Origin of the sequence: Rummeliibacillus sp. G93 (assembly GCF_023515935.1) — a bacterium.
GTDB lineage: Bacteria > Bacillota > Bacilli > Bacillales_A > Planococcaceae > Rummeliibacillus > Rummeliibacillus stabekisii.
On the sequence record NZ_CP097314.1, the window covers coordinates 2481562 to 2500234 of the forward strand.

The window sequence follows — 18673 nt, forward strand, 5'->3', positions numbered from 1 at the left end:
GTTGGATTTTTTGCATGTAAGGCTTAGAAAAAAGTCATCTTATTTTTTCTAACTCTACCAAGTGAATTTTACTTTATTTCACCGGACTGCAGTTTATACATTTGGTTATACCTTCCGCCATGAAGCAGAAGTTCATCATGCGTTCCTTGTTCCACAATCTCGCCTCTATCTAGTACTAAAATGTGGTCTGCATTTTTAATAGTAGATAGCCTGTGGGCGATGATGAATGTCGTACGTCCTTTTTTCAATACATCCATTGCATGTTGGATGATTTCTTCCGTTTCTGTATCGATATTGGACGTTGCTTCATCTAATATCAAAATCGCTGGATTGAATGCAAGCGCACGAGCGAAAGAAATGAGCTGGCGCTGTCCAGATGACAGAGTGCTTCCTTTTTCAATCACTGGCTCATCCAGTCCACCTGGCAAGTTCTCTAACACGCGATCTCCGCCAACTGCTTTTAGCGCTTCTTCCACAGTCTCTCTTGAGATATGCGGATCATCTAAGCTAACATTCGATGCGATGGTCCCTGTGAATAAATACGGATCCTGTAAAACAATCCCCATATGTTCGCGAAGAGTTTGGCGGGAGCAGTCTCGTATATCTTTGCCGTCAACGGTAATCGACCCTTTCGTTACATCGTAAAAACGAAACAGCAAATTCATAATGGAGCTTTTGCCAGATCCCGTATGACCCACTAGCGCGACTGTCTGCCCTTGCTTTGCTTCAAAATTAATATCTTTTAATACATATTCCTCATCTTTGTATGCAAACCATACATGGTTGAATGCTACATCACCTTTATATCGTGGAATACGGGTATCATCGACTGCTTCCCCTTCTTCATCTAGCAATTCAAATACACGTTCAGAGGCAACGTTTGCTCTTTCAAGGCGTGCAAGCTGATTGACGATATTGGTAACAGGGTTAAAAAGCCTAGTGATGTAGTCTACAAATGCATATAGCATCCCGACAGAAATGGCTGTTTGACCATCCAACTCTGCGCTTCCAAAATACCAGATGAACATAATAAATGTCAGTGATCGGATGACATTTACTAAATTGTGAGAAGTCACAGCATCCAAGAAAACTAGTTTGTTTTGATATTTATAATATTCATCATTTAATTCATTGAACTCGCCTTCAATTTGCTTTTCTTGACCAAACGCTTGGATAATCGTCATACCGTTGATTGATTCATTGATCATACCGTTCATATCTGACAGTTTCCCACGAACGATATGGTTGTATTTCGCCGCATATTTACGGTAAAGAATGGCCCATACAATCAGCATCGGAATAACAAGCAATGCGTAGCAGGCCATTTTCCAATCTAAGATGAAAAGCGCAATGTAGACACCGAAGATAGTCATGAAGCTAGCCGCAAATTGCGAGACAACTGTCACGAACAAATCATGAATGGCCTCTGTATCATTCGTTACGCGTGAGACCACCTTACCTGCTGGCAGTCGGTCAAAATAGTTGATCGGCAATGTTTGAATATGCTTATAGACATCATTTCGCATTTTTTGAATAATGCGGTTCGCGCCCACTTGCAGCATGATATATTGGCCATAACGGAAGATAGCTGTTGTCACCGCTAGGCCGAAGAATACCGCCAATAAAATTGCAATAGGCTTGAATTCCAAACCATTTGTTACTGATTTGGCGATATGGTCATCAATGATTTTCTTGGCGACAAACGGTCCTGCCAAATCTGCTGCTACGGCGATAGCCAAGAGGATTAGCCCTATCAGCAATGTTTTTTTATAAAGCAGCGCGTATTGCCAAAGTCTTTGTGTAGTGTTCATTATTTCGCCCCCTCGATCTGCTGGCGATTGTGTTGCTCTTTATACCAACCGTTTTGCTTGAGGAGATCGCTATGCGTTCCTTCTTCTATGATCTTTCCGTTTTCAAGGACGATAATCCAATCTGCATGCATGATAGCAGACAAACGGTGTGTCACAATAATCGTTGTTTTATCCTGTCTTTCCTCTTGGATATTTTTCACGATTCTGCTTTCTGTTTTTGCATCCACAGCTGACAGAGAATCATCCAAAATAAGAATTTCAGGATCACGGATTAAAGCACGTGCAATAGATATCCGTTGCTTTTGCCCTCCAGAAAGTGAAACGCCTTTCTCTCCTACCATGGTATCTAATCCCATCGGCAGCATCTGTAAATCGTTATCAAAACATGAAACACGGATCGCTTCTTTCAGCTCTTCCTCTGTCGCATCCTGTTTTCCAAATAGAATATTTTCTCTAATCGTACGAGAGAAAAGCACATGATCCTGAGGCACATAGCCAATCCACTTCCGTACTTGTTCTTTACTTTGGGCACCGATTTCTTCTTCAGAAATTTGTAATGCCCCTTCACCTGTCGGATACTCTTTTAGTAGCTGTTTGACAATTGTCGTTTTGCCACTCCCTGTTTTCCCTACAATCCCTAATGTCTGCCCCTTCTTCAATGAAATATCCAAGTGAGCTAAGTTAATAGACTGTGATTGCGGATATTGGAATGTGACGTCTTGGAAATCGATTGAATTTGGACTTTCCACTACGACTGGTGCGGACGGATCTTTCACATCTTCTGTTTCATTTAGCGTTTCTTGCACACGGTCAAGCGATGCATTTCCCCGCTGCATGACATTGATCAGCTCGCCAATTGCAAACATTGGCCAAACGATCATACCAAGATACACGTTAAACGAAATCAGTTTGCCTAGTGTTATATCCCCGATGGAAACCAAATAGGCTCCGTATCCAAGACCGATCATATAGCTTAGGCCTGTTAAGACTCTTGTGATGGGTGTAAACCATGCATCAATCCGTTCTACATCCATATTTTTTTTGTATACATCTTCTGTCATTTCACCGAACTTGTTTTCTGTTTCTCTCTCATGCACATATGCACGAACAACACGCACACCTTCAACTGCCTCTAGTACACTATCATTCATATGGCCAAACGCATCTTGGGCGATTGTATATTTTTCATGAATTTTTTTCCCTAGCATTTGCATGGTAATCGCTAAAATAGGTAGTGGAATAATAGCTGCTAGCGTTAATTTCCAAGATACAGAAAAAGCCATCATCAGCAATATCGTACCTAGATATAAGGTAGAATCTAAGAGTGTCATAATACCAAAACCCGCTGTCTCAGAAACAGCTCGTAAATCATTGGTAGCTCTTGCCATCAAGTCACCTGTACGGTTACGTTCGTAAAATGGCGGAGACATTCGTAAAAATTGCTGCATTAAGTTTTTACGCAGCCTACGTTCAATCACGTTTGAGCCGCCAAATAGTTGGAATTGCCATACGAAGTTGACAATATAAGCTAAAGTCATGACAATTGCCAATCCTCCAAGGAATTGAAACAGCAAGGTAGTCGTCAGCGTTTCTCTATGGATAGCGTCTATCGACTTGCCGATTAGCCATGGTGGAATAACTTCAAAAGCGTTAGCCACTATAAGCAAGGCCACTGCGATTGTATATCTTTTTCTATTTTCTTTAAAAAACCACTGTAATTTCACTAATACATCGAACATTTATCTTTTCCTTCCTCTCTTCTTTCGCTTTCTTAGCTAGCCATCTTCTATCGAATCCTTGTTTAAATGCTTTTTCATTTTTTGATAGTACATACTGCTCTCTCCTTTGTTTGTTTTACACTAATGATTGAATTAGGAACACAAAAAAGCGCATACCCTTATAAGAGCATGCGCCAGCATAAAAGAGTACGGAACCCTCCCGTAACATCTACTAATTCAATTGAAGTTAATAGGAGCAGGAGAAACATTATGATATTGAGTTATAAGATTGTTGCGTATCATTTTCATGTTAATTACCTCCATTTCCCATTTATTATTTAGTGTTCCTTAATATTAGCATTGCGTTTTTGTTAGTGTCAATGATTTTTCTAAAAATTTATAAAATTAGTTATTTTATATTTAATCAACCCTTTTTTCTGATTTTTCACGTCTTTTGATAGGTACTTTAATAGAGTTAATACACTACCAATGAATATACTATTTCCCCTATTTGGTGGCAAAAGACCAATTTTATTAGTAAATCATAACAAATAGAAGGTGATGATTTGTTTTTTTTCGCTAAATATTTTATGATTATCTTACTAAAATATTTTTCATTTCACAGGAGGTGTACACTTTGTTCTCCCCCTCATTTGGGTCTTGGAACAAAGGAAGTCTTTGGACATAGCCATACGATTGACAGCGTTTGCTGTCTTGATCGCATGTTCAGCAGTTTTCGTAGCAACAGAGTTTGCTATCGTAAAGGTTAGAACAACTCGTATTGATCAATTAATCGCTGAAGGCAACAAAAAAGCCATTAAAGCGAAAAAAGTAATTTCTAATTTAGATGAATATTTATCCGCGTGCCAGCTGGGTATTACGATTACCTCACTCGGTCTCGGTTGGTTAGGTGAAGGAACAGTAGCCAAATTGTTAGAGCCGCTCTTTAACTTGCTGCAACTTAATAATAGTGTTACAACGTTCCTTTCATTTATCATATCCTTCTCGATTGTGACATTTGTACATGTTGTCGTCGGAGAATTGGCACCAAAAACATTGGCCATTCAAAAAGCAGAAAATGTCGCACTCGGCGTTTCCGGATTTTTAATTGGTTTCCACAATGTGATGTTTATATTCATTAAGATTTTAAATTCGTCCGCAAATGGTTTAGCAAGACTGTTTGGCCTTAAACCTACAAATGAATCTGAGGTTGCCATGACGGAAGAAGAATTAAGGATTATCTTATCCGATAGTTTAAAAGGCGGCGAGATCAACCAATCCGAATACAAATATGTGAATAGCATTTTTGAATTCGATGATCGCACAGCCAAGGAAATCATGGTCCCTCGTACAGAAATCATTGGCATTGAAAAAGAACTGACACTAAAAGAAGTATTTGAAGTAATGGGTGTTGAACAATATACGCGCTACCCTATTATTGAAGGTGACAAGGACCATATTATCGGCCTTGTAAATATGAAGCATTTGCTTACAGCGTATATCAAAAATCCGGCAAAAGGCGCTACATCAGTAACACAATATATGCAGCCGATTATACGGGTATTTGAAACAATGCCAATTAGTGATTTACTTTTAAAATTCCAACGTGAACGTATTCATATGGCTATTTTAATGGATGAATACGGCGGCACATCCGGCCTTGTTACAATTGAAGATATTATTGAGGAAATCGTTGGTGACATCCGTGATGAATTCGACCAAGATGAAGTGCCTGAGATTCGTAAAGTTGACAAGGATCATTTTATTTTCGATGCTAAGATGCTGATTGAAAATGTAAATGACTTCTTAGGCATTCGTATTGAAGAGGATGATATCGATACAATTGGCGGATGGTTTATGACAAAAGATTTTGAAGCGATTAAAGGTGAGAAAATCACTGAGCAAGGTTATGAATTTATTATTAAAGAATTAGATGGCCACCATATACTATACTTAGAAGTAATCAAACTTCCAAAGAGTTCAGAGACTGCTGCTACTGTAGCAGAACCAATACAGCCTAACTAATTATCTTGTTTAACAAAACATGGAACGACGCACACTATTCTGTAGTGTGCGTCGTTTTCGCTTGTTTGAAACTTTTGCGAGGAGGAAACATTGTGGACTTATATACAAACTTAAGACAAGGGGAAAAAGGAGCCTGGCTCAGTATTCTGACGTACCTAGTCTTAAGCAGCGTAAAGCTAATCATTGGCTTTATCGGCCATTCGACAGCTTTAAAAGCAGATGGACTAAACAATACTACAGATATCATTGCCTCCGCGGCCGTTCTAGTAGGCCTTAGGATTTCACAGAAGCCACCAGATAAAGATCACCAATATGGCCATTTACGGGCAGAGACCATCTCCTCCCTTATCGCGTCATTTATCATGGCAATTGTTGGTTTGCAGGTACTATTAAATGCTGGGAAAAGCTTTTTTGAGGAACATCATACGGCTCCATCCCTTTTAACAGCTGTTGTAGCCCTTGGCAGTGGCATTGTCATGTTTCTGGTATATATGTTCAATATTCGCCTAGCAAAAAGAATTAACAGCTCTGCTATTAAAGCAGCAGCTTATGATAATCGTTCAGATGCTTGGGTCAGCTTCGGAACTGCCATTGGTATTTTGGGTGCTATCTTTGGGTTTCCAATTATTGATTCCATCACAGCATTTTTAGTAGGTGCTTTAATTATTAAGACGGCCTATGATATTTTCTTTGAAGCTGTCCATGCGTTGACAGATGGTTTCGATGAAGCAGAGCTAGAGGCTTTGTCCGTTCTCATTAAAAATGTAGATGGTGTGATTGAACTAGTCGATTTAAAGGGACGCAATCATGGAAACCTAATATTTGTAGATTTGACCGTAACGGTCGATCCCCAATTAGATGTTTGGCAAAGCCATCAGATTACAGAGGAAATTGAAAATACAATTAAACTAGCGAAGCCTTTTGCTGTTTCACTTGTCCACATCGAACCAGAAGGATTAGAACGAGTTCTGGATCAAAATATATTTAATCCACATAAAAAATAGCCTAAAAATGCTCATATAAAAGTAACCGAGCGGATATGAATTTTATTTTCATATCTGCTCGGTTTTATTTTGTGTATCTATATTACTCGAATCCAAATAAGTTATTCAGTTGATGTTAGTCCATGTTTAACTGCGTACAATGCAGCCTGCGTACGGTCCTGTACTTCAAGCTTTGCAAAAATGTTAGAGATGTGGGTTTTGACTGTTTTTTCTGTTACAAAAAGAGAGGACGCAATTTCTTTATTGCTTTTCCCCTTCGTCAATTCTCCCAAGACATCTTGTTCCCTATTAGTCAATGGATGCAGCATATGTGGCAGTTCGCTGGTCATTTCTTGATTTTGGATAAGCTGAGTGGTTACTTGCGGATGCATAATATTCTCTCCGTCCATCACTCTACGGATGGCCAACACAAGCTCATCTGGTTCAATGTCTTTCAATTGATACCCTGCTGCTCCCGCTTCTATGGCAGGAACTACATGATCGCGATCAGAGAAGCTTGTCAGCATGATAATCTGGATATTTGGATATTTCGCTTTAATGTGCTTGGTTGCCTGGATTCCATCCATTTCAGGCATCACCAAATCCATAAGGATAATATCAGGTTGAAGCGATGCTGTCAGTTCAATCGCTTCCTTACCGTTACTCGCTTCCCCGACAACTTCGATATCCTTTTGTGTTTTCAAGAAAAACAAAAGGCCTCTTCTTACAACATGATGATCATCCACGATTAACACTTTTATCATTTTTTCTTCCCCCCTAGTATGGCAGGCGGATTAAAATCTCCGTCCCCTTTCCAATTTCACTAACCCAATCAATAGTACCGCCTAAAGAAGTTGTTCGGTCTTTCATGCTCCTTAGCCCAAACGATGGTAGATTTACGAGTGAATCCACTTGGAATCCACGACCTTCATCTTTAATAACGAGCAGTACATCTCGATTTGTAATGGTGACAAAAATTTCAGCCTTCTTTACTCCTGCATGTTTACGTATATTATTTAAGGCCTCTTGCGTCAGTCGAAAAAGCGTTTCTTCAATACGAGATGGCAATTGCAGTACCCCCGTCACTTTCACTTTCAACTGTAAACCGAGCATTTCAGCGTACCCTTTCACTGCTTCCATCAGTCCGCTTTCCAAGCCCTTAGGACGTAACTGCCAGATGAGCGCCCGCATTTCTGTTAACGCCTCTTGCGTCAAATTTTGTATCTCCTTAAATGTTTCCTTGATTTCAACCTGATCAGTCATCTCTTCTCCGCCACGAGAAGTCAATGTGACAGAAAATAAGAGTTGATTCACAGAATCATGTAGATCTCTCGCTAATCGATTACGTTCTTGCACTAATGCTAATTCCTGCTCTTGTTTTGTTAACAGAATTCGTTTAATAGCTGAACCCATTTGGAAAGCTACAGATTCAAGTAGTGCCAGTTCATCATTAGTAAAGCGAATCGTATTTGGAGAAGCAACATTTAGTAAACCAAAACGTTCCTTTCCCGATTGAAGCGGTACTGTTGCATGGTGTGTGATACGTGCACAATCGCCTACATTAGCAGAAGCTGCGCTTTCTAGGCGCTGACATTCAATAATATTGGAAGCCTTCTTTAATTCTTGATTGCGATATTTCGATAAACACCAGCAGCCACCCTTTTCTAAAAATTGGCACTTATTATAGGACAAAGCTTCCGGTAAATTATCATGTGCTAAAAGTTCATGCTTTCCTTTACCGTTGATGAAGAAAATCCAGCCTGTCTCAAAGTTGGTCCCCCCTAAAAATTTTCGGAGAGCCCCTTCTAGCATGGGCTTTAATTCAGTTCCTTCATTTAGCAGTTCTGCAATCTCTTTTAATAAGCGTATATTTGAATGATCTGTCGGCTGCATCGGTTACCGCTCCCTCTTCCTTTTACTGATACTATTCATCATATCATTATTAGCTAATATTGGCATTTATGTTGGCATGTCCAAAAGTTAGCAAGTTAGCAAGTAAGTCTGCTTGCACTTTTCACCATTATGCAGGTATGCTAAAATAGCAACAATCAATATCTCAATTTTGAAAGATTAGGAGTTTACTCATGACAAAAAAGTTGGAAAATAGCTTACTATTTATGTGGGTGGTATCACTAATCGCAACGATGGGCTCACTGTTCTTTTCTGAAGTGCAGCATTATGAGCCGTGCAAGTTATGCTGGATTCAGCGCATCTTTATGTACCCGCTCGTCATTATTATTGGCGTAGCCTATATCCAAAAAAATGCGCGCATCGCAGTCACTACAGCTATCTTCTCTTGTATAGGTGCATGTATAGCACTCTATCACTATGGAATCCAAAAGGTTCCTTTCTTACAAGATTCCGCTGTATCATGCGGCCGTGTGTCGTGCATAGGCGATTACATCAATTGGCTCGGTTTTATCACGATACCGTTTCTATCACTCATAGCTTTTATCTTAATTGCTGCTACAAGCATATTTATGCTGAACGTTCTTAAGGGGGAAAAATAATTTGGCTAAAAACACATCGAATACAAAAAAGAATGACAATAAATTAACAGTCCTATTAGTTATCGGTTTAATTGTAGTTATTGCATTTGTAGCACTCTACTTCTTGAATAACCAATCAAACAAAGATAAACTAGCTGACAATCCGTATAAAAAAGACTCGCTTCAACAATCAACTATTAATTTGCTGGATGATAAAAATTATCAAAATATCATCTTGCCAGAAGAGTTGGAAAAGAAAATTGCAAGTGGCAAAAGAGAAATGGTCTATTTCTTCAAATCAGATTGTCCACATTGTAAAAAAGTTTCGCCAATCCTTATGCCTCTCGCAAAAGATATGGGTGTTCACGTAGATCAGTACAACCTTCTTGAATTTGAACAAGGATGGGATCAATATCAAATCGAAGGTACGCCAACCCTTGTTTACTATAAAGATGGCAAGGAACAGCTTCGTGTGGTAGGAGAACAAACAAAAGAGACGTTTAAGCAATTCTTTGAAGCGTCGATTTTGAAAGATAAAGATAAGTAAGATATAAAGATAGTCCATCCTAAAAAAGGATGGACTATTTTTTAATAATTAAAATGGTCAGGGTGTGAGCCAAAACGTTGGTCTCGGTTCAGCCCATCAATTGCTTTCATATCCTCTTGACTTAATTCAAAATCGAATATTTCAGCATTTTCTTCAATACGGCTTGGTGTAACTGTTTTCGGAATAACAATATGATCGCTTTGCAGATGCCATCTGATAATTGTTTGAGCAATTGATTTGTCATATTTTTCGCCGATCGCTCGAATGGTTTCATCCTTCAATACTTCCCCGCGTCCAAGTGGTGACCATGCAGTAATCGCAATATCATGCTTTTGGCAGAATTGGCGAAGCTCTTCTTGGGTAAGATAAGGATGCAGCTCAACTTGATTCACCATTGGCTGGATATTTGCTTGTGCAAATATTTTTTCTAAATGATGGATTTCATGATTCGAAACCCCAGGCACTTGGATTAGCTTTTCTTCATATAAACGCTCGATTGCCCGATACGTATCCATGAATTTATCCGGTACCGGCCAATGTGTAAGATACAAATCTAAATAATCTGTATCTAATTCTTTCAACGTTTTTTCAAATGCTCTTAATGTTTCATCATATCCCTGATCTGTATTCCAAACTTTCGATGTGATGAAAATTTCTTCTCTTCTTTTGCCCGATGCCCGTACAGCTTCACCTACTTGTTTTTCATTGCCATATAATGCAGCTGTATCTACTGCAATATATCCAGTATCTAACGCCTTCTTGATCGCATTGAATGCCTCTTCTGGTTCTGTCATTTTATAGACACCAAGACCAAAACGTGGCATTTCGATTCCATTATGTAATTTTTTTGTAGAAGTGATTGAATACATATTAACTCCTCCTTATTGTGTTTTTACCTCACATGAATGGGGTAACAGCCTAAAAAGTGTGTTGGCACTTTCTTCAATAGGGCATAATATCTCCATTGAAGTTAAAGTTTCATTCTATTATACACTATTGCCTGAGTATTTAGAGAATATCGGATTTCTGATTTAGGGTTGAAATTTAACGTAAGAACGAATAATATATAATATGTTGTTTTTATCGTTCGTATTTAGAAAGAAGGTTTTCAATTGTTTCGTCTAAAAGAATATAATACTAATGCAAAAACAGAATTAACTGCTGGAATGACAACATTTCTAGCTATGGTATATATCATTGTGGTTAACCCAAAAATCTTGCATGATGCAGGCGTGCCTGTTGACCAAGTATTTATGGCGACCATTATCTCCGCCGTGGTTGGTACCTTATGGATGGCGCTTTGTGCTAATTATCCAATCGCTATCGCTCCGGGAATGGGTTTAAATGCCTTTTTCACCTACTCGGTTGTTCTTGGCTCTAACGGAAAAATGGATTATATGACCGCATTTTCTTCGGTGTTCGTCGCAGGGATTGTGTTCATTATTCTATCGCTTACACCACTTCGTGCAAAGCTGATCACAGCTATTCCTGAAAACATTAAGCGCTCCATCACAGCCGGTATCGGTTTATTTATTGCTTTTCTTGGTTTGAAATCAGGTGATGTCATCGTAAAAAGCGATAGTACACTTGTAGCTTTAGGTGACTTATCTTCGGCAAATGCACTGCTAACATTAGTTGGCCTTGCAATTACCGTTATTCTAATGGTCCGCAATATTCAAGGTTCCTTGTTTATAGGGATGGTTATAACAGGTATTATCTCAATAGTAACAGGGCAGCTTAAAATCCACCATGTTGTGGCTCTGCCTCACCTACCAAAGGGCATCCTCGTTTGGAATCCAATCGAAGCATTCTCAAACGTGATTCATTATGGACTTTATGGTGTGGTCTTTTCTTTCATTCTTGTAACGCTGTTTGATACTACAGGTACACTGGTGGGTGTCATGAAACAAGCAGGTTTGATGAAAAACAATGAATTGCCTCGTGCGCGCAAGGCATTATTAGCTGATTCACTAGGAACAATAGTTGGTTCAATGTTCGGGACAAGCCCGACTACTGCCTTTGTAGAATCTTCCGCAGGCGTAGCAGCTGGCGGCCGAACTGGTTTAACATCATTGACAGTTGCAGTATTCTTTATCATTGCCTCTTTCTTCGGTCCTTTAGTGACAGCTGTATCCGGCGTTTCTGCTATTACTTCACCAGCACTTGTTATTGTCGGTACATTGATGATATCTTCTGTAAAAGACATTGACTGGCATAGCTTTGATGAAGCATTCCCGGCATTCTTGATTATTATGATTATGCCCTTAACATCTAGCATTTCAACAGGTATTGCATTCGGCTTTATTTCTTACCCAATTCTAAAAATAGTGAAAGGCGAGGCGAAAAAGGTGCACCCGCTTCTTTACCTATTTGCCATCCTATTTGCTATCCAGCTGATATTCTTGCAATAACGATAAAAAAGGCTGTCCCGTTCATATAACGGGACAGCCTTTTGTTTATTCATCATCAAATTGTTCTGGATCTGGCTGACGGCCTGCTTCCTCTAAATCCTCTTCATCTCGGCGTTTTTCCATTTGCTTGCCAAGCTGTTGCACTTCTTCAAATGAAGTGGCCATTGAACCATTCTCTTGTTCAATCTTATCCTTATCCATATACAAACCACCCTTCTTATTGGCATTACTTCTTTATCTATACCCTTTTGTTCCGAAAATATGCGCCCCTCAAAATGTAGGAATTTTTTCACATCTGATACTACCATTTCCATACGGAATTTCATAAAATGAAATTAGAAAGGAGAATACGATGCTTTCTATTTCAAAAACAAAAAGGTTTTGGTTTCTTTTTCTTCTTACAGCTGTAGTGGGCTCGAATGCACTCGCCTATCGTCTTGAAGCCTTGCAGCCTGTTCCAAAAAACATGGTGTTAGGCACTATGTTAGACTTCATGCTGGTTATTCCTTTACTGACCTATCTCTTTATCATTCGTAAAAAGTATTCCTTGAAGTATGTGCTTCCAGTCATAATTATTGGCTTTTACACAGCAAACCTTATAGTCCCAGGCGGTCTTTATTCAAGCTATTCATTTGTTCCTATCATTTTATTTATAGCAGAAGGGCTCTTTATCTCATTAGAACTTTATGTGGTATATAAGCTGCTAACTAAGCTTCCTGCCATGATGAAGCAATTCAAGCTGTCACAGGAGGGCATCCCCATATTTCAATACCGATTAAGCTCAGGTCTTGCTAATCATTTAAAGTACTCTAGAACCCTAGATATGTTCAGTACTGAATTATCTATCTGGTATTACAGCTTATTTTCTTGGAAAGCAGAGCCTCCTATTGCATCGACTAAATATAGAACCTTTACATTCCATAAAAAAACAAGCTTTATCGCAGTGTATATCATGCTTATTCATGCTCTCATTTTTGAATCTATTGGTTTTCACTGGCTGCTTCATAATTGGAGTCCTACTGTCTCCGTCATTCTTTTAATGTTAAATCTCTATGGGCTCATAATATTTGTGGCTGAGATTCAGGCAGTTCGATTATGCCCCATTATAATGACAGAAAAAATGCTGCATATGCAAATTGGTGTGATGAAACAAATATCCATTCCCTTAACACAAATAAAAAGTGTACACATATATCAAGGACCAGAAAAACTATCTAAAGCGGAAGCAGATATAACGCTTGATGCCGTTCTTCCCGATTTTATAAAAGAAAAGCCTGCTATTGAAATTGATTGCTACACACCACAGGAAGTAAAATTGATGTATGGCTTTACGAAAAAGGTGACTAAAATTCATCTTAGTCCAGATGAACCTCACCTCTTTTTAGGGGTATGCCAAGAACTACTATCAAAGGACGGAGAAAGAGAATGATCATTTTACATTGCTTAACACAACAAGAATGGGAAACTGTTAAGAAAGACAAATATTATGGTAAGGAATTGCTTGGTTCAAGTAATTTTATCCATTGCGCCTCTATCGAAGACTTTTGGCGTGTAGCTCCATACTTTAAGGAAATAAAAGATCCATTATCGCTGTTGTGCATAGACACCGATAAAGTCGAAGCAGAAATCAAATGGGAGGACGACGGCAATTATGGAAGAGAATATCCACATATCTATGGTGAATTAAACCTTGACGCCATTGTCGATGTCCTTCCCTTCTTAAGAGATGAACATGGGGATTTTCTTTTAAGTGAGGAATTGAGGAGTTATCAGGAATAATATGAGAGGTAAATAAAAACCCCTCTTTAACACGAACAAGACAGTCGTATATAAAGTGGGGTTTCAATTTACTTAAAAATCTCCTGTTTCGAGCTTTAAATTCAAATTTAAATAATCTTCTTTTTTAAATACTATTACAAATTCGTCTAGCCCTTTTTTATGTGGATATAAAGTGTAATAGTGCGTAAAATCTATTTTCAAAGGAACTAAAATGTGAAGTAAGTTACTTAAGATTTCTATAACATCTAACTCTACGTCTCCTTTTATATTATTCCTAATACTGATATACACATTATTATCAGTACGAGTATATTTTACTTTTTGCAATGGTAAATTTTCATCTTCACAGACGATTTTCAATAAGTTTTTAAAGTAATCTTTTGTACCCAATTGAACCCCTCACTATAGCCTGATTGATTTTCATTTCCATTTTACTACATATACAGAATTATTAAAGTTAGGAATATATTAGTTGAAATCTACTCACTCAAAATCATAGGAGAATAAACATATGTACACAGGAATCCTTTTATATCCCAGATTTAGCGAATATGAATTATCGGTACTCTTATCTGTACTTATGCAAGGACAGAAGCAATCCATATATATTGGTTTAGAGCATGAAGTAGTTAAAGGAGAAGCTGGTCTTCCATGTATCCCTGAAACCACTATAAAGGATATTGATATACATCAATTAGATAGTATCGTACTTCCAGGAGTCGATGATTTCGAACACTTAGTTAATCACACTGAATTAAAATCATTTCTAAATCTTTTTAAGCAGAGAGATATCGTCATAGGAGCCATTTCAAGCGCTCCCTATCTTTTATCTATGAGTGGATTATTAAATGGGCGAAAATATACAACTGGATTAACGGAAGACCAGCGTGCCTTTTTAGGAACTTTCAACGAAGGTATATTTGTAGATTCTCCAGTTGTAGTTGATCGCAATCTGTTAACTGCTAAAGGATCCTCTTTTATAGATTTTGCAATACAGTTTGGTGAGTTATTACATTTAGAGTTTGATAAGAGTTGGTATAACAAGTACCTTTTCGAACCATCGTTTAATCGCCACAATTCTTAAACAAATAGCGTTTCATTTTCACAAAAATTAGGCTATACTTGTAAGAGAACTTTTCATTTTTTCATTCAATTAGGAGGGTACAACCATGAGATTAATCTTAATTCTTGGTGTGATTTTGTCATTCTTAGTGGCTATCTTTACTGCTGGTTATGAGGACAAACCTGTAAAATAATATGTTAATAAAAAGGGACAGCCTATTATGGCTGTCCTTTTTTACTTTTACTGTAATCCTTTAAATCCTTGCTGGCGGAGTGCTTCAAATATCACGATAGCTGCTGTATTCGATAAATTCATCGAACGAACATGATCACTTTGTGGAATACGCAAGCACTGCTCTTCTGGGTTATGGATAACCTCTCTTGGAATACCCGTTGTTTCTTTCCCAAACATAAAGTAGATTTCTTCGTCTGAGTTACTATAATCAAAATCTGAATACGTCTTCGTGCCGAATGTCTCTATATAGTAAACAGTCCCATCTTGTACGGCCTCATAGAATTCATCAATCGAATCATAGTATGTGATGTTTACGCTATGCCAATAATCTAGGCCTGCTCTTTTCAGCATTTTATCATCTGTTGAAAAACCTAAAGGTCGGATGAGATGCAAATGCGTATTAGTCGCTGCGCATGTCCTTGCAATATTGCCGGTATTTGCCGGTATTTCTGGTTGATATAACACAATGTGTAATGACACACTGAACACTTCCTTTATGTTTTGCTATTTAAAGACTACTTAGGTCGAGCCGGTGAGTCCCCTCGTCCGCAGTAGTTTATTTTTGTGCTAGTAATAAATCTAAGCCTTTTTGAATTTCAAATTGGACCTCTTCATCTTCTTCAATGAGTGCCCCTTTTTCTAGCACTTCTTTTGCACCGTCTCCGCCAATTTTACCGATTGCCCAAGCGGCTGTTCCTCTGATCACTGGGCGTTCGTCTTGCTGGAACACTTTAATCAAAGTTGGTAGAGCAGCTTCTTCTTTAAAATGAGCAAGTGCAATAATCGCGTTGCGCTGGATTGGTTTTTTCCCGCGCCAAGACCCGGAGATATGGCCAAATCTCTCTTTGAACTCTCGGTTCGAAATCGTTAATAACGGCTCAAGCAGTGGTTTAGCAATTTCCGGATCCGGTTGGAATGCATCGTGCAGCCAATTGATTTTCCCTTTATTTTTCGGACAAACCGTTTGGCATGTATCACAGCCATAAATACGATTGCCAATTTTCCCGCGGTACTCATCAGGCAAGAAACCTTTCGTTTGCGTTAAGAAAGCTACGCATTTTTGTGCGTTGAGTTGGCCTCCTTGAACTAGAGCGCCAGTCGGACACACATCGAGGCATAGAGTGCAATCTCCGCATTGGTCCTCTATCGGTTCGTCTGGCATAAATGGTAAGTCTGTAATTAATTCTCCCAAGTAGACGTAAGAGCCAAATTCAGGCGTAATTATGGCGCAGTTTTTTCCGCTCCAGCCTATACCTGCACGTTCAGCAACAGCGCGATCTGATAACTCTCCTGTATCGACCATTGAACGGATTCGGCAGCCTGGCGCCTTTTCTTTTAAGAACGCTTCGATTAGTGCTAGCTTTTCGCGCAGTACTGTATGGTAATCCGTTCCCCATGATGCTCGGCAGAAGATGCCTCTTCTTGCTCCCCTTTTTCCTTGCGGGGCGTTTTTCATTTTAGAAGGATACGCCACAGCAATCGCAATAATGCTTGCGGCATCCTCTAGGAGAAGCGTAGGATCTGTACGCTTTTCAATATCCGATTCTTCAAAACCCGATTGGTAACCCAGTTCTTGTTGTATGCGTAACTTGTTTTTTAAATCGCTAAATGGCGCTGCAGATGTAAAGCCTATTTTATCCACACCGATGCTCTTCGCATAGGCGATTAATTCTTGCTGTAATTGCAATGGTTTCATTTATTTGTTATGTCACTCACTCTCTATGTTAAACTAAAGAAAATGATAAGTTAGGTGATGTATATGGCGAAAATAAGATTAGACTCATCCATTACTACGATAGTGCCTGATTTTAAAATCGGCATGATCCATTATACCAAAATAATCGTCTCCGAATCTCCTCAAATGATTAAAGGACGGACACAATTGTATCAAGAAAACCTTTATTTAGAATTACAGGAATCACCTGTCACGGAAAGACCCGGCATATCAGAATGGCGTAAAACCTGGAAGGCGCTTGGTGCTGACCCCAATCGCTATAGACTCTCAGCGGAAAGTCTTTTACGACGAATTGCAAAGCAAAACTATTTGCAACCCTTCCACTCTGCAGTAGATCTGAACAATTTCTTTTCGCTTCAATATGAGATTCCAGTAGGAATTTATGATGCAGACCTTATTCAAGGTGACATTGAGATTGCCCTTGGTGATGAAAATACAGGGTACGAGGGTTTGAACGGACGTTATAATTCTTTAAAAGGAATAGCCTATTCAAAAGATTACGAAGGACCATTTGGGAGTCCATTCGTTGATTCTAAACGAACAGCAGTCACAGAACAAACGACTAATGCCATCCAGTTATTCTATCTTCGCCCTTCTTTATCGGAGGAAGAAAGCATGAAGCTACTTGGCGCTGCTGGGAATATGTTTTCTCAAATACATGGAGGAGATTATACAATAGATCTTCTTTCAACAACTCAACCAGAAATTGAACTATAAAAAAGCACATATAAAAGCACGAATCAATCCAATGATTCGTGCTTTTCTTCCCCTTTGAAAATTCAGCATATACCTTCTATCCCGTCGATTCCTAAACCAGGAGTATTCGAAAATGTAATGTGAGCCCCGTTGTATTGAATCCCTCCACGTAATAAATCCTTGGTTAACATCAGTGGCGCATCAAAATCATAATACTCAACATTAGGCTGGCTTGCTGCAAAATGGGCGGCCGCTCCAACCCCAAGCTTTGTTTCAATCATGCTTCCCACCATGCAAATCATATCTTGGCTTTGTGCTAATGCAGCAAGCTTCAAAGCTTGATAGATACCGCCTGTTTTCATTAATTTAATATTCATCATATCTGCGGCACGCATTTCGACAATCTCTTTTGCATCATAAATCGAAAAGACACTTTCATCCGCCATGATAGGTGTGAGTGTTCTATCTGTCACGTATTTTAATGATGACAAATCATGAGCTGGCACAGGCTGTTCGACAAACTCAATACCAAGTCCCCTCTGTTCCATCTCACGGATTGCTTTTACCGCGTCTTTCGCAGACCAGCCTTGATTGGCATCAATTCGGATCTTGGGATTGGGTCCAATAGCTTGCCGTATCGCTTCAAGCCTCACTATATCCTCTTTGATGTCTCCAATTCCGACTTTAACTTTTAAAGTATGGAAGCCATCCTGAACATATTTTTTGGCATCCAACGCCATCATCTCAGGAGCATTAACACTTACTGTATAATCTGTCGTAACAGAATTCTTGGCGCCACCTAAATACTGATATAACGGCAAGTTAGCGCTTTGTCCCAACAAATCATAAATAGCCATATCAACAGCTGCTTTAGCACTCGTATTTCCAGCCATTGAACGGTGCAGTGTATGGAAAAGTCTTTCATAACTGTGCAAATCACTGCCAATAATTAAGGGTGCAAACACTTCTTCTACAGCAAATTGGATACTTGAAAGAGACTCGCCCGTAATAACATGCGTTGGCGGAGCTTCTCCTACACCATACCACCCATTTTCCAATGTGATTTTTATATAGATTGCCTCTGCTACATTGACTGTACGTAGTGCTGTTTTGAATGTCTTTTTTAATGGAATGGCAACTTTATACGTATCGACCGACTGAATCTTCAAGGTGGCTTCCCTC

The 18673-nt window shown here is 39.0% G+C and carries 19 protein-coding genes; 9 read left to right on the forward strand and 10 right to left on the reverse strand.

Translation table 11 applies throughout. The features are described 5' to 3' along the window. Positions 1 to 68: 68 nt before the first annotated feature. Together M2M59_RS12465 and M2M59_RS12470 are read right to left on the reverse strand one after the other, a co-directional pair. On the reverse strand, positions 69 to 1811 hold the full coding sequence (locus M2M59_RS12465; RefSeq protein WP_249774729.1) for an ABC transporter ATP-binding protein: 1743 nt from the start codon (positions 1809 to 1811) through the stop codon (positions 69 to 71). Next, a complete protein-coding gene (locus M2M59_RS12470; protein WP_147196199.1) occupies positions 1811 to 3550 on the reverse strand; it encodes an ABC transporter ATP-binding protein in 1740 nt (579 codons plus the stop codon). Before M2M59_RS12470 ends, M2M59_RS12465 begins: the two co-directional genes overlap by 1 nt. 657 nt (positions 3551 to 4207) lie before the next feature. Here M2M59_RS12470 and M2M59_RS12475 point away from each other — a divergent pair. Further along, positions 4208 to 5554: a hemolysin family protein gene (locus M2M59_RS12475; RefSeq protein WP_249774730.1), complete on the forward strand. Its 1347-nt coding sequence runs from the start codon at positions 4208 to 4210 to the stop codon at positions 5552 to 5554. A gap of 92 nt (positions 5555 to 5646) precedes the next feature. Then, positions 5647 to 6558 (forward strand): cation diffusion facilitator family transporter, encoded by a 912-nt coding sequence (locus M2M59_RS12480; protein WP_066789630.1) that lies wholly within the window; start codon positions 5647 to 5649, stop codon positions 6556 to 6558. Between the two features lie 101 nt (positions 6559 to 6659). Here M2M59_RS12480 and M2M59_RS12485 read toward each other — a convergent pair whose 3' ends face one another. Together M2M59_RS12485 and M2M59_RS12490 are read right to left on the reverse strand one after the other, a co-directional pair. Continuing rightward, on the reverse strand, positions 6660 to 7301 hold the full coding sequence (locus M2M59_RS12485) for a response regulator (protein ID WP_249774731.1): 642 nt from the start codon (positions 7299 to 7301) through the stop codon (positions 6660 to 6662). A gap of 13 nt (positions 7302 to 7314) precedes the next feature. Continuing rightward, positions 7315 to 8430 (reverse strand): GAF domain-containing sensor histidine kinase, encoded by a 1116-nt coding sequence (locus tag M2M59_RS12490; RefSeq protein ID WP_066789634.1) that lies wholly within the window; start codon positions 8428 to 8430, stop codon positions 7315 to 7317. A gap of 191 nt (positions 8431 to 8621) precedes the next feature. Between M2M59_RS12490 and M2M59_RS12495 the strand changes: the two genes are divergently transcribed. Both M2M59_RS12495 and M2M59_RS12500 read left to right on the forward strand, forming a co-directional pair. After that, positions 8622 to 9047, forward strand: a complete 426-nt coding sequence (locus M2M59_RS12495; RefSeq protein WP_066789636.1) for a disulfide oxidoreductase — start codon at positions 8622 to 8624, stop codon at positions 9045 to 9047. A gap of 1 nt (position 9048) precedes the next feature. Then, positions 9049 to 9573 (forward strand): thioredoxin family protein, encoded by a 525-nt coding sequence (locus tag M2M59_RS12500; protein ID WP_249774732.1) that lies wholly within the window; start codon positions 9049 to 9051, stop codon positions 9571 to 9573. A gap of 41 nt (positions 9574 to 9614) precedes the next feature. Here M2M59_RS12500 and M2M59_RS12505 read toward each other — a convergent pair whose 3' ends face one another. Next, positions 9615 to 10442: an aldo/keto reductase gene (locus tag M2M59_RS12505; RefSeq protein ID WP_249774733.1), complete on the reverse strand. Its 828-nt coding sequence runs from the start codon at positions 10440 to 10442 to the stop codon at positions 9615 to 9617. A 243-nt stretch (positions 10443 to 10685) separates the two neighbouring features. Between M2M59_RS12505 and M2M59_RS12510 the strand changes: the two genes are divergently transcribed. After that, complete coding sequence (locus M2M59_RS12510) at positions 10686 to 11984, forward strand: NCS2 family permease (protein WP_249774734.1); 1299 nt, start codon at positions 10686 to 10688, stop codon at positions 11982 to 11984. 45 nt (positions 11985 to 12029) lie between these two features. Here M2M59_RS12510 and M2M59_RS12515 read toward each other — a convergent pair whose 3' ends face one another. Further along, the gene (locus M2M59_RS12515; protein WP_190323461.1) at positions 12030 to 12185 is read right to left on the reverse strand and encodes a hypothetical protein; all 156 of its coding nucleotides are present in this window, start codon (positions 12183 to 12185) and stop codon (positions 12030 to 12032) included. 151 nt (positions 12186 to 12336) lie between these two features. On the opposite strand from M2M59_RS12515, the gene M2M59_RS12520 reads away from it, so the two are divergent. Next, on the forward strand, positions 12337 to 13413 hold the full coding sequence (locus tag M2M59_RS12520; protein ID WP_249774735.1) for a hypothetical protein: 1077 nt from the start codon (positions 12337 to 12339) through the stop codon (positions 13411 to 13413). Next, complete coding sequence (locus tag M2M59_RS12525; protein ID WP_249774736.1) at positions 13410 to 13763, forward strand: DUF952 domain-containing protein; 354 nt, start codon at positions 13410 to 13412, stop codon at positions 13761 to 13763. Before M2M59_RS12520 ends, M2M59_RS12525 begins: the two co-directional genes overlap by 4 nt. Before the next feature lie 72 nt (positions 13764 to 13835). Here M2M59_RS12525 and M2M59_RS12530 read toward each other — a convergent pair whose 3' ends face one another. After that, positions 13836 to 14153, reverse strand: a complete 318-nt coding sequence (locus M2M59_RS12530) for a hypothetical protein (RefSeq protein WP_249774737.1) — start codon at positions 14151 to 14153, stop codon at positions 13836 to 13838. Between the two features lie 121 nt (positions 14154 to 14274). Here M2M59_RS12530 and M2M59_RS12535 point away from each other — a divergent pair, with 121 nt between their 5' ends. Then, a complete protein-coding gene (locus tag M2M59_RS12535; protein ID WP_249774738.1) occupies positions 14275 to 14847 on the forward strand; it encodes a DJ-1/PfpI family protein in 573 nt (190 codons plus the stop codon). A gap of 219 nt (positions 14848 to 15066) precedes the next feature. On the opposite strand, the gene trmL is transcribed toward M2M59_RS12535, so the two are convergent. Both trmL and queG read right to left on the reverse strand, forming a co-directional pair. Then, on the reverse strand, positions 15067 to 15540 hold the full coding sequence (trmL, locus tag M2M59_RS12540; RefSeq protein WP_147196182.1) for a tRNA (uridine(34)/cytosine(34)/5-carboxymethylaminomethyluridine(34)-2'-O)-methyltransferase TrmL: 474 nt from the start codon (positions 15538 to 15540) through the stop codon (positions 15067 to 15069). Positions 15541 to 15616: 76 nt separating this feature from the next. After that, positions 15617 to 16756, reverse strand: a complete 1140-nt coding sequence (gene queG / locus M2M59_RS12545; protein WP_249774739.1) for a tRNA epoxyqueuosine(34) reductase QueG — start codon at positions 16754 to 16756, stop codon at positions 15617 to 15619. Between the two features lie 63 nt (positions 16757 to 16819). On the opposite strand from queG, the gene M2M59_RS12550 reads away from it, so the two are divergent. After that, positions 16820 to 17512: a B3/B4 domain-containing protein gene (locus tag M2M59_RS12550; RefSeq protein WP_147196178.1), complete on the forward strand. Its 693-nt coding sequence runs from the start codon at positions 16820 to 16822 to the stop codon at positions 17510 to 17512. Between the two features lie 62 nt (positions 17513 to 17574). Here M2M59_RS12550 and M2M59_RS12555 read toward each other — a convergent pair whose 3' ends face one another. Further along, positions 17575 to 18660 (reverse strand): mandelate racemase/muconate lactonizing enzyme family protein, encoded by a 1086-nt coding sequence (locus tag M2M59_RS12555; RefSeq protein ID WP_249774740.1) that lies wholly within the window; start codon positions 18658 to 18660, stop codon positions 17575 to 17577. Between the last annotated feature and the right edge of the window lie 13 nt (positions 18661 to 18673).

What these genes read in the sequence shown, in the direction of transcription:
- M2M59_RS12525 (WP_249774736.1), top strand. Translation starts at nt 13,410, where the DNA reads ATGATCATTTTACATTGCTTAACACAACAAGAATGGGAAACTGTTAAG.
- M2M59_RS12520 (WP_249774735.1), top strand. Translation starts at nt 12,337, where the DNA reads ATGCTTTCTATTTCAAAAACAAAAAGGTTTTGGTTTCTTTTTCTTCTT.
- M2M59_RS12465 (WP_249774729.1), bottom strand. Translation starts at nt 1,811, where the DNA reads ATGAACACTACACAAAGACTTTGGCAATACGCGCTGCTTTATAAAAAA.
- M2M59_RS12550 (WP_147196178.1), top strand. Translation starts at nt 16,820, where the DNA reads ATGGCGAAAATAAGATTAGACTCATCCATTACTACGATAGTGCCTGAT.
- M2M59_RS12535 (WP_249774738.1), top strand. Translation starts at nt 14,275, where the DNA reads ATGTACACAGGAATCCTTTTATATCCCAGATTTAGCGAATATGAATTA.
- M2M59_RS12485 (WP_249774731.1), bottom strand. Translation starts at nt 7,301, where the DNA reads ATGATAAAAGTGTTAATCGTGGATGATCATCATGTTGTAAGAAGAGGC.
- M2M59_RS12515 (WP_190323461.1), bottom strand. Translation starts at nt 12,185, where the DNA reads ATGGATAAGGATAAGATTGAACAAGAGAATGGTTCAATGGCCACTTCA.
- M2M59_RS12470 (WP_147196199.1), bottom strand. Translation starts at nt 3,550, where the DNA reads ATGTTCGATGTATTAGTGAAATTACAGTGGTTTTTTAAAGAAAATAGA.
- M2M59_RS12495 (WP_066789636.1), top strand. Translation starts at nt 8,622, where the DNA reads ATGACAAAAAAGTTGGAAAATAGCTTACTATTTATGTGGGTGGTATCA.
- queG (WP_249774739.1), bottom strand. Translation starts at nt 16,756, where the DNA reads ATGAAACCATTGCAATTACAGCAAGAATTAATCGCCTATGCGAAGAGC.
- M2M59_RS12490 (WP_066789634.1), bottom strand. Translation starts at nt 8,430, where the DNA reads ATGCAGCCGACAGATCATTCAAATATACGCTTATTAAAAGAGATTGCA.
- M2M59_RS12505 (WP_249774733.1), bottom strand. Translation starts at nt 10,442, where the DNA reads ATGTATTCAATCACTTCTACAAAAAAATTACATAATGGAATCGAAATG.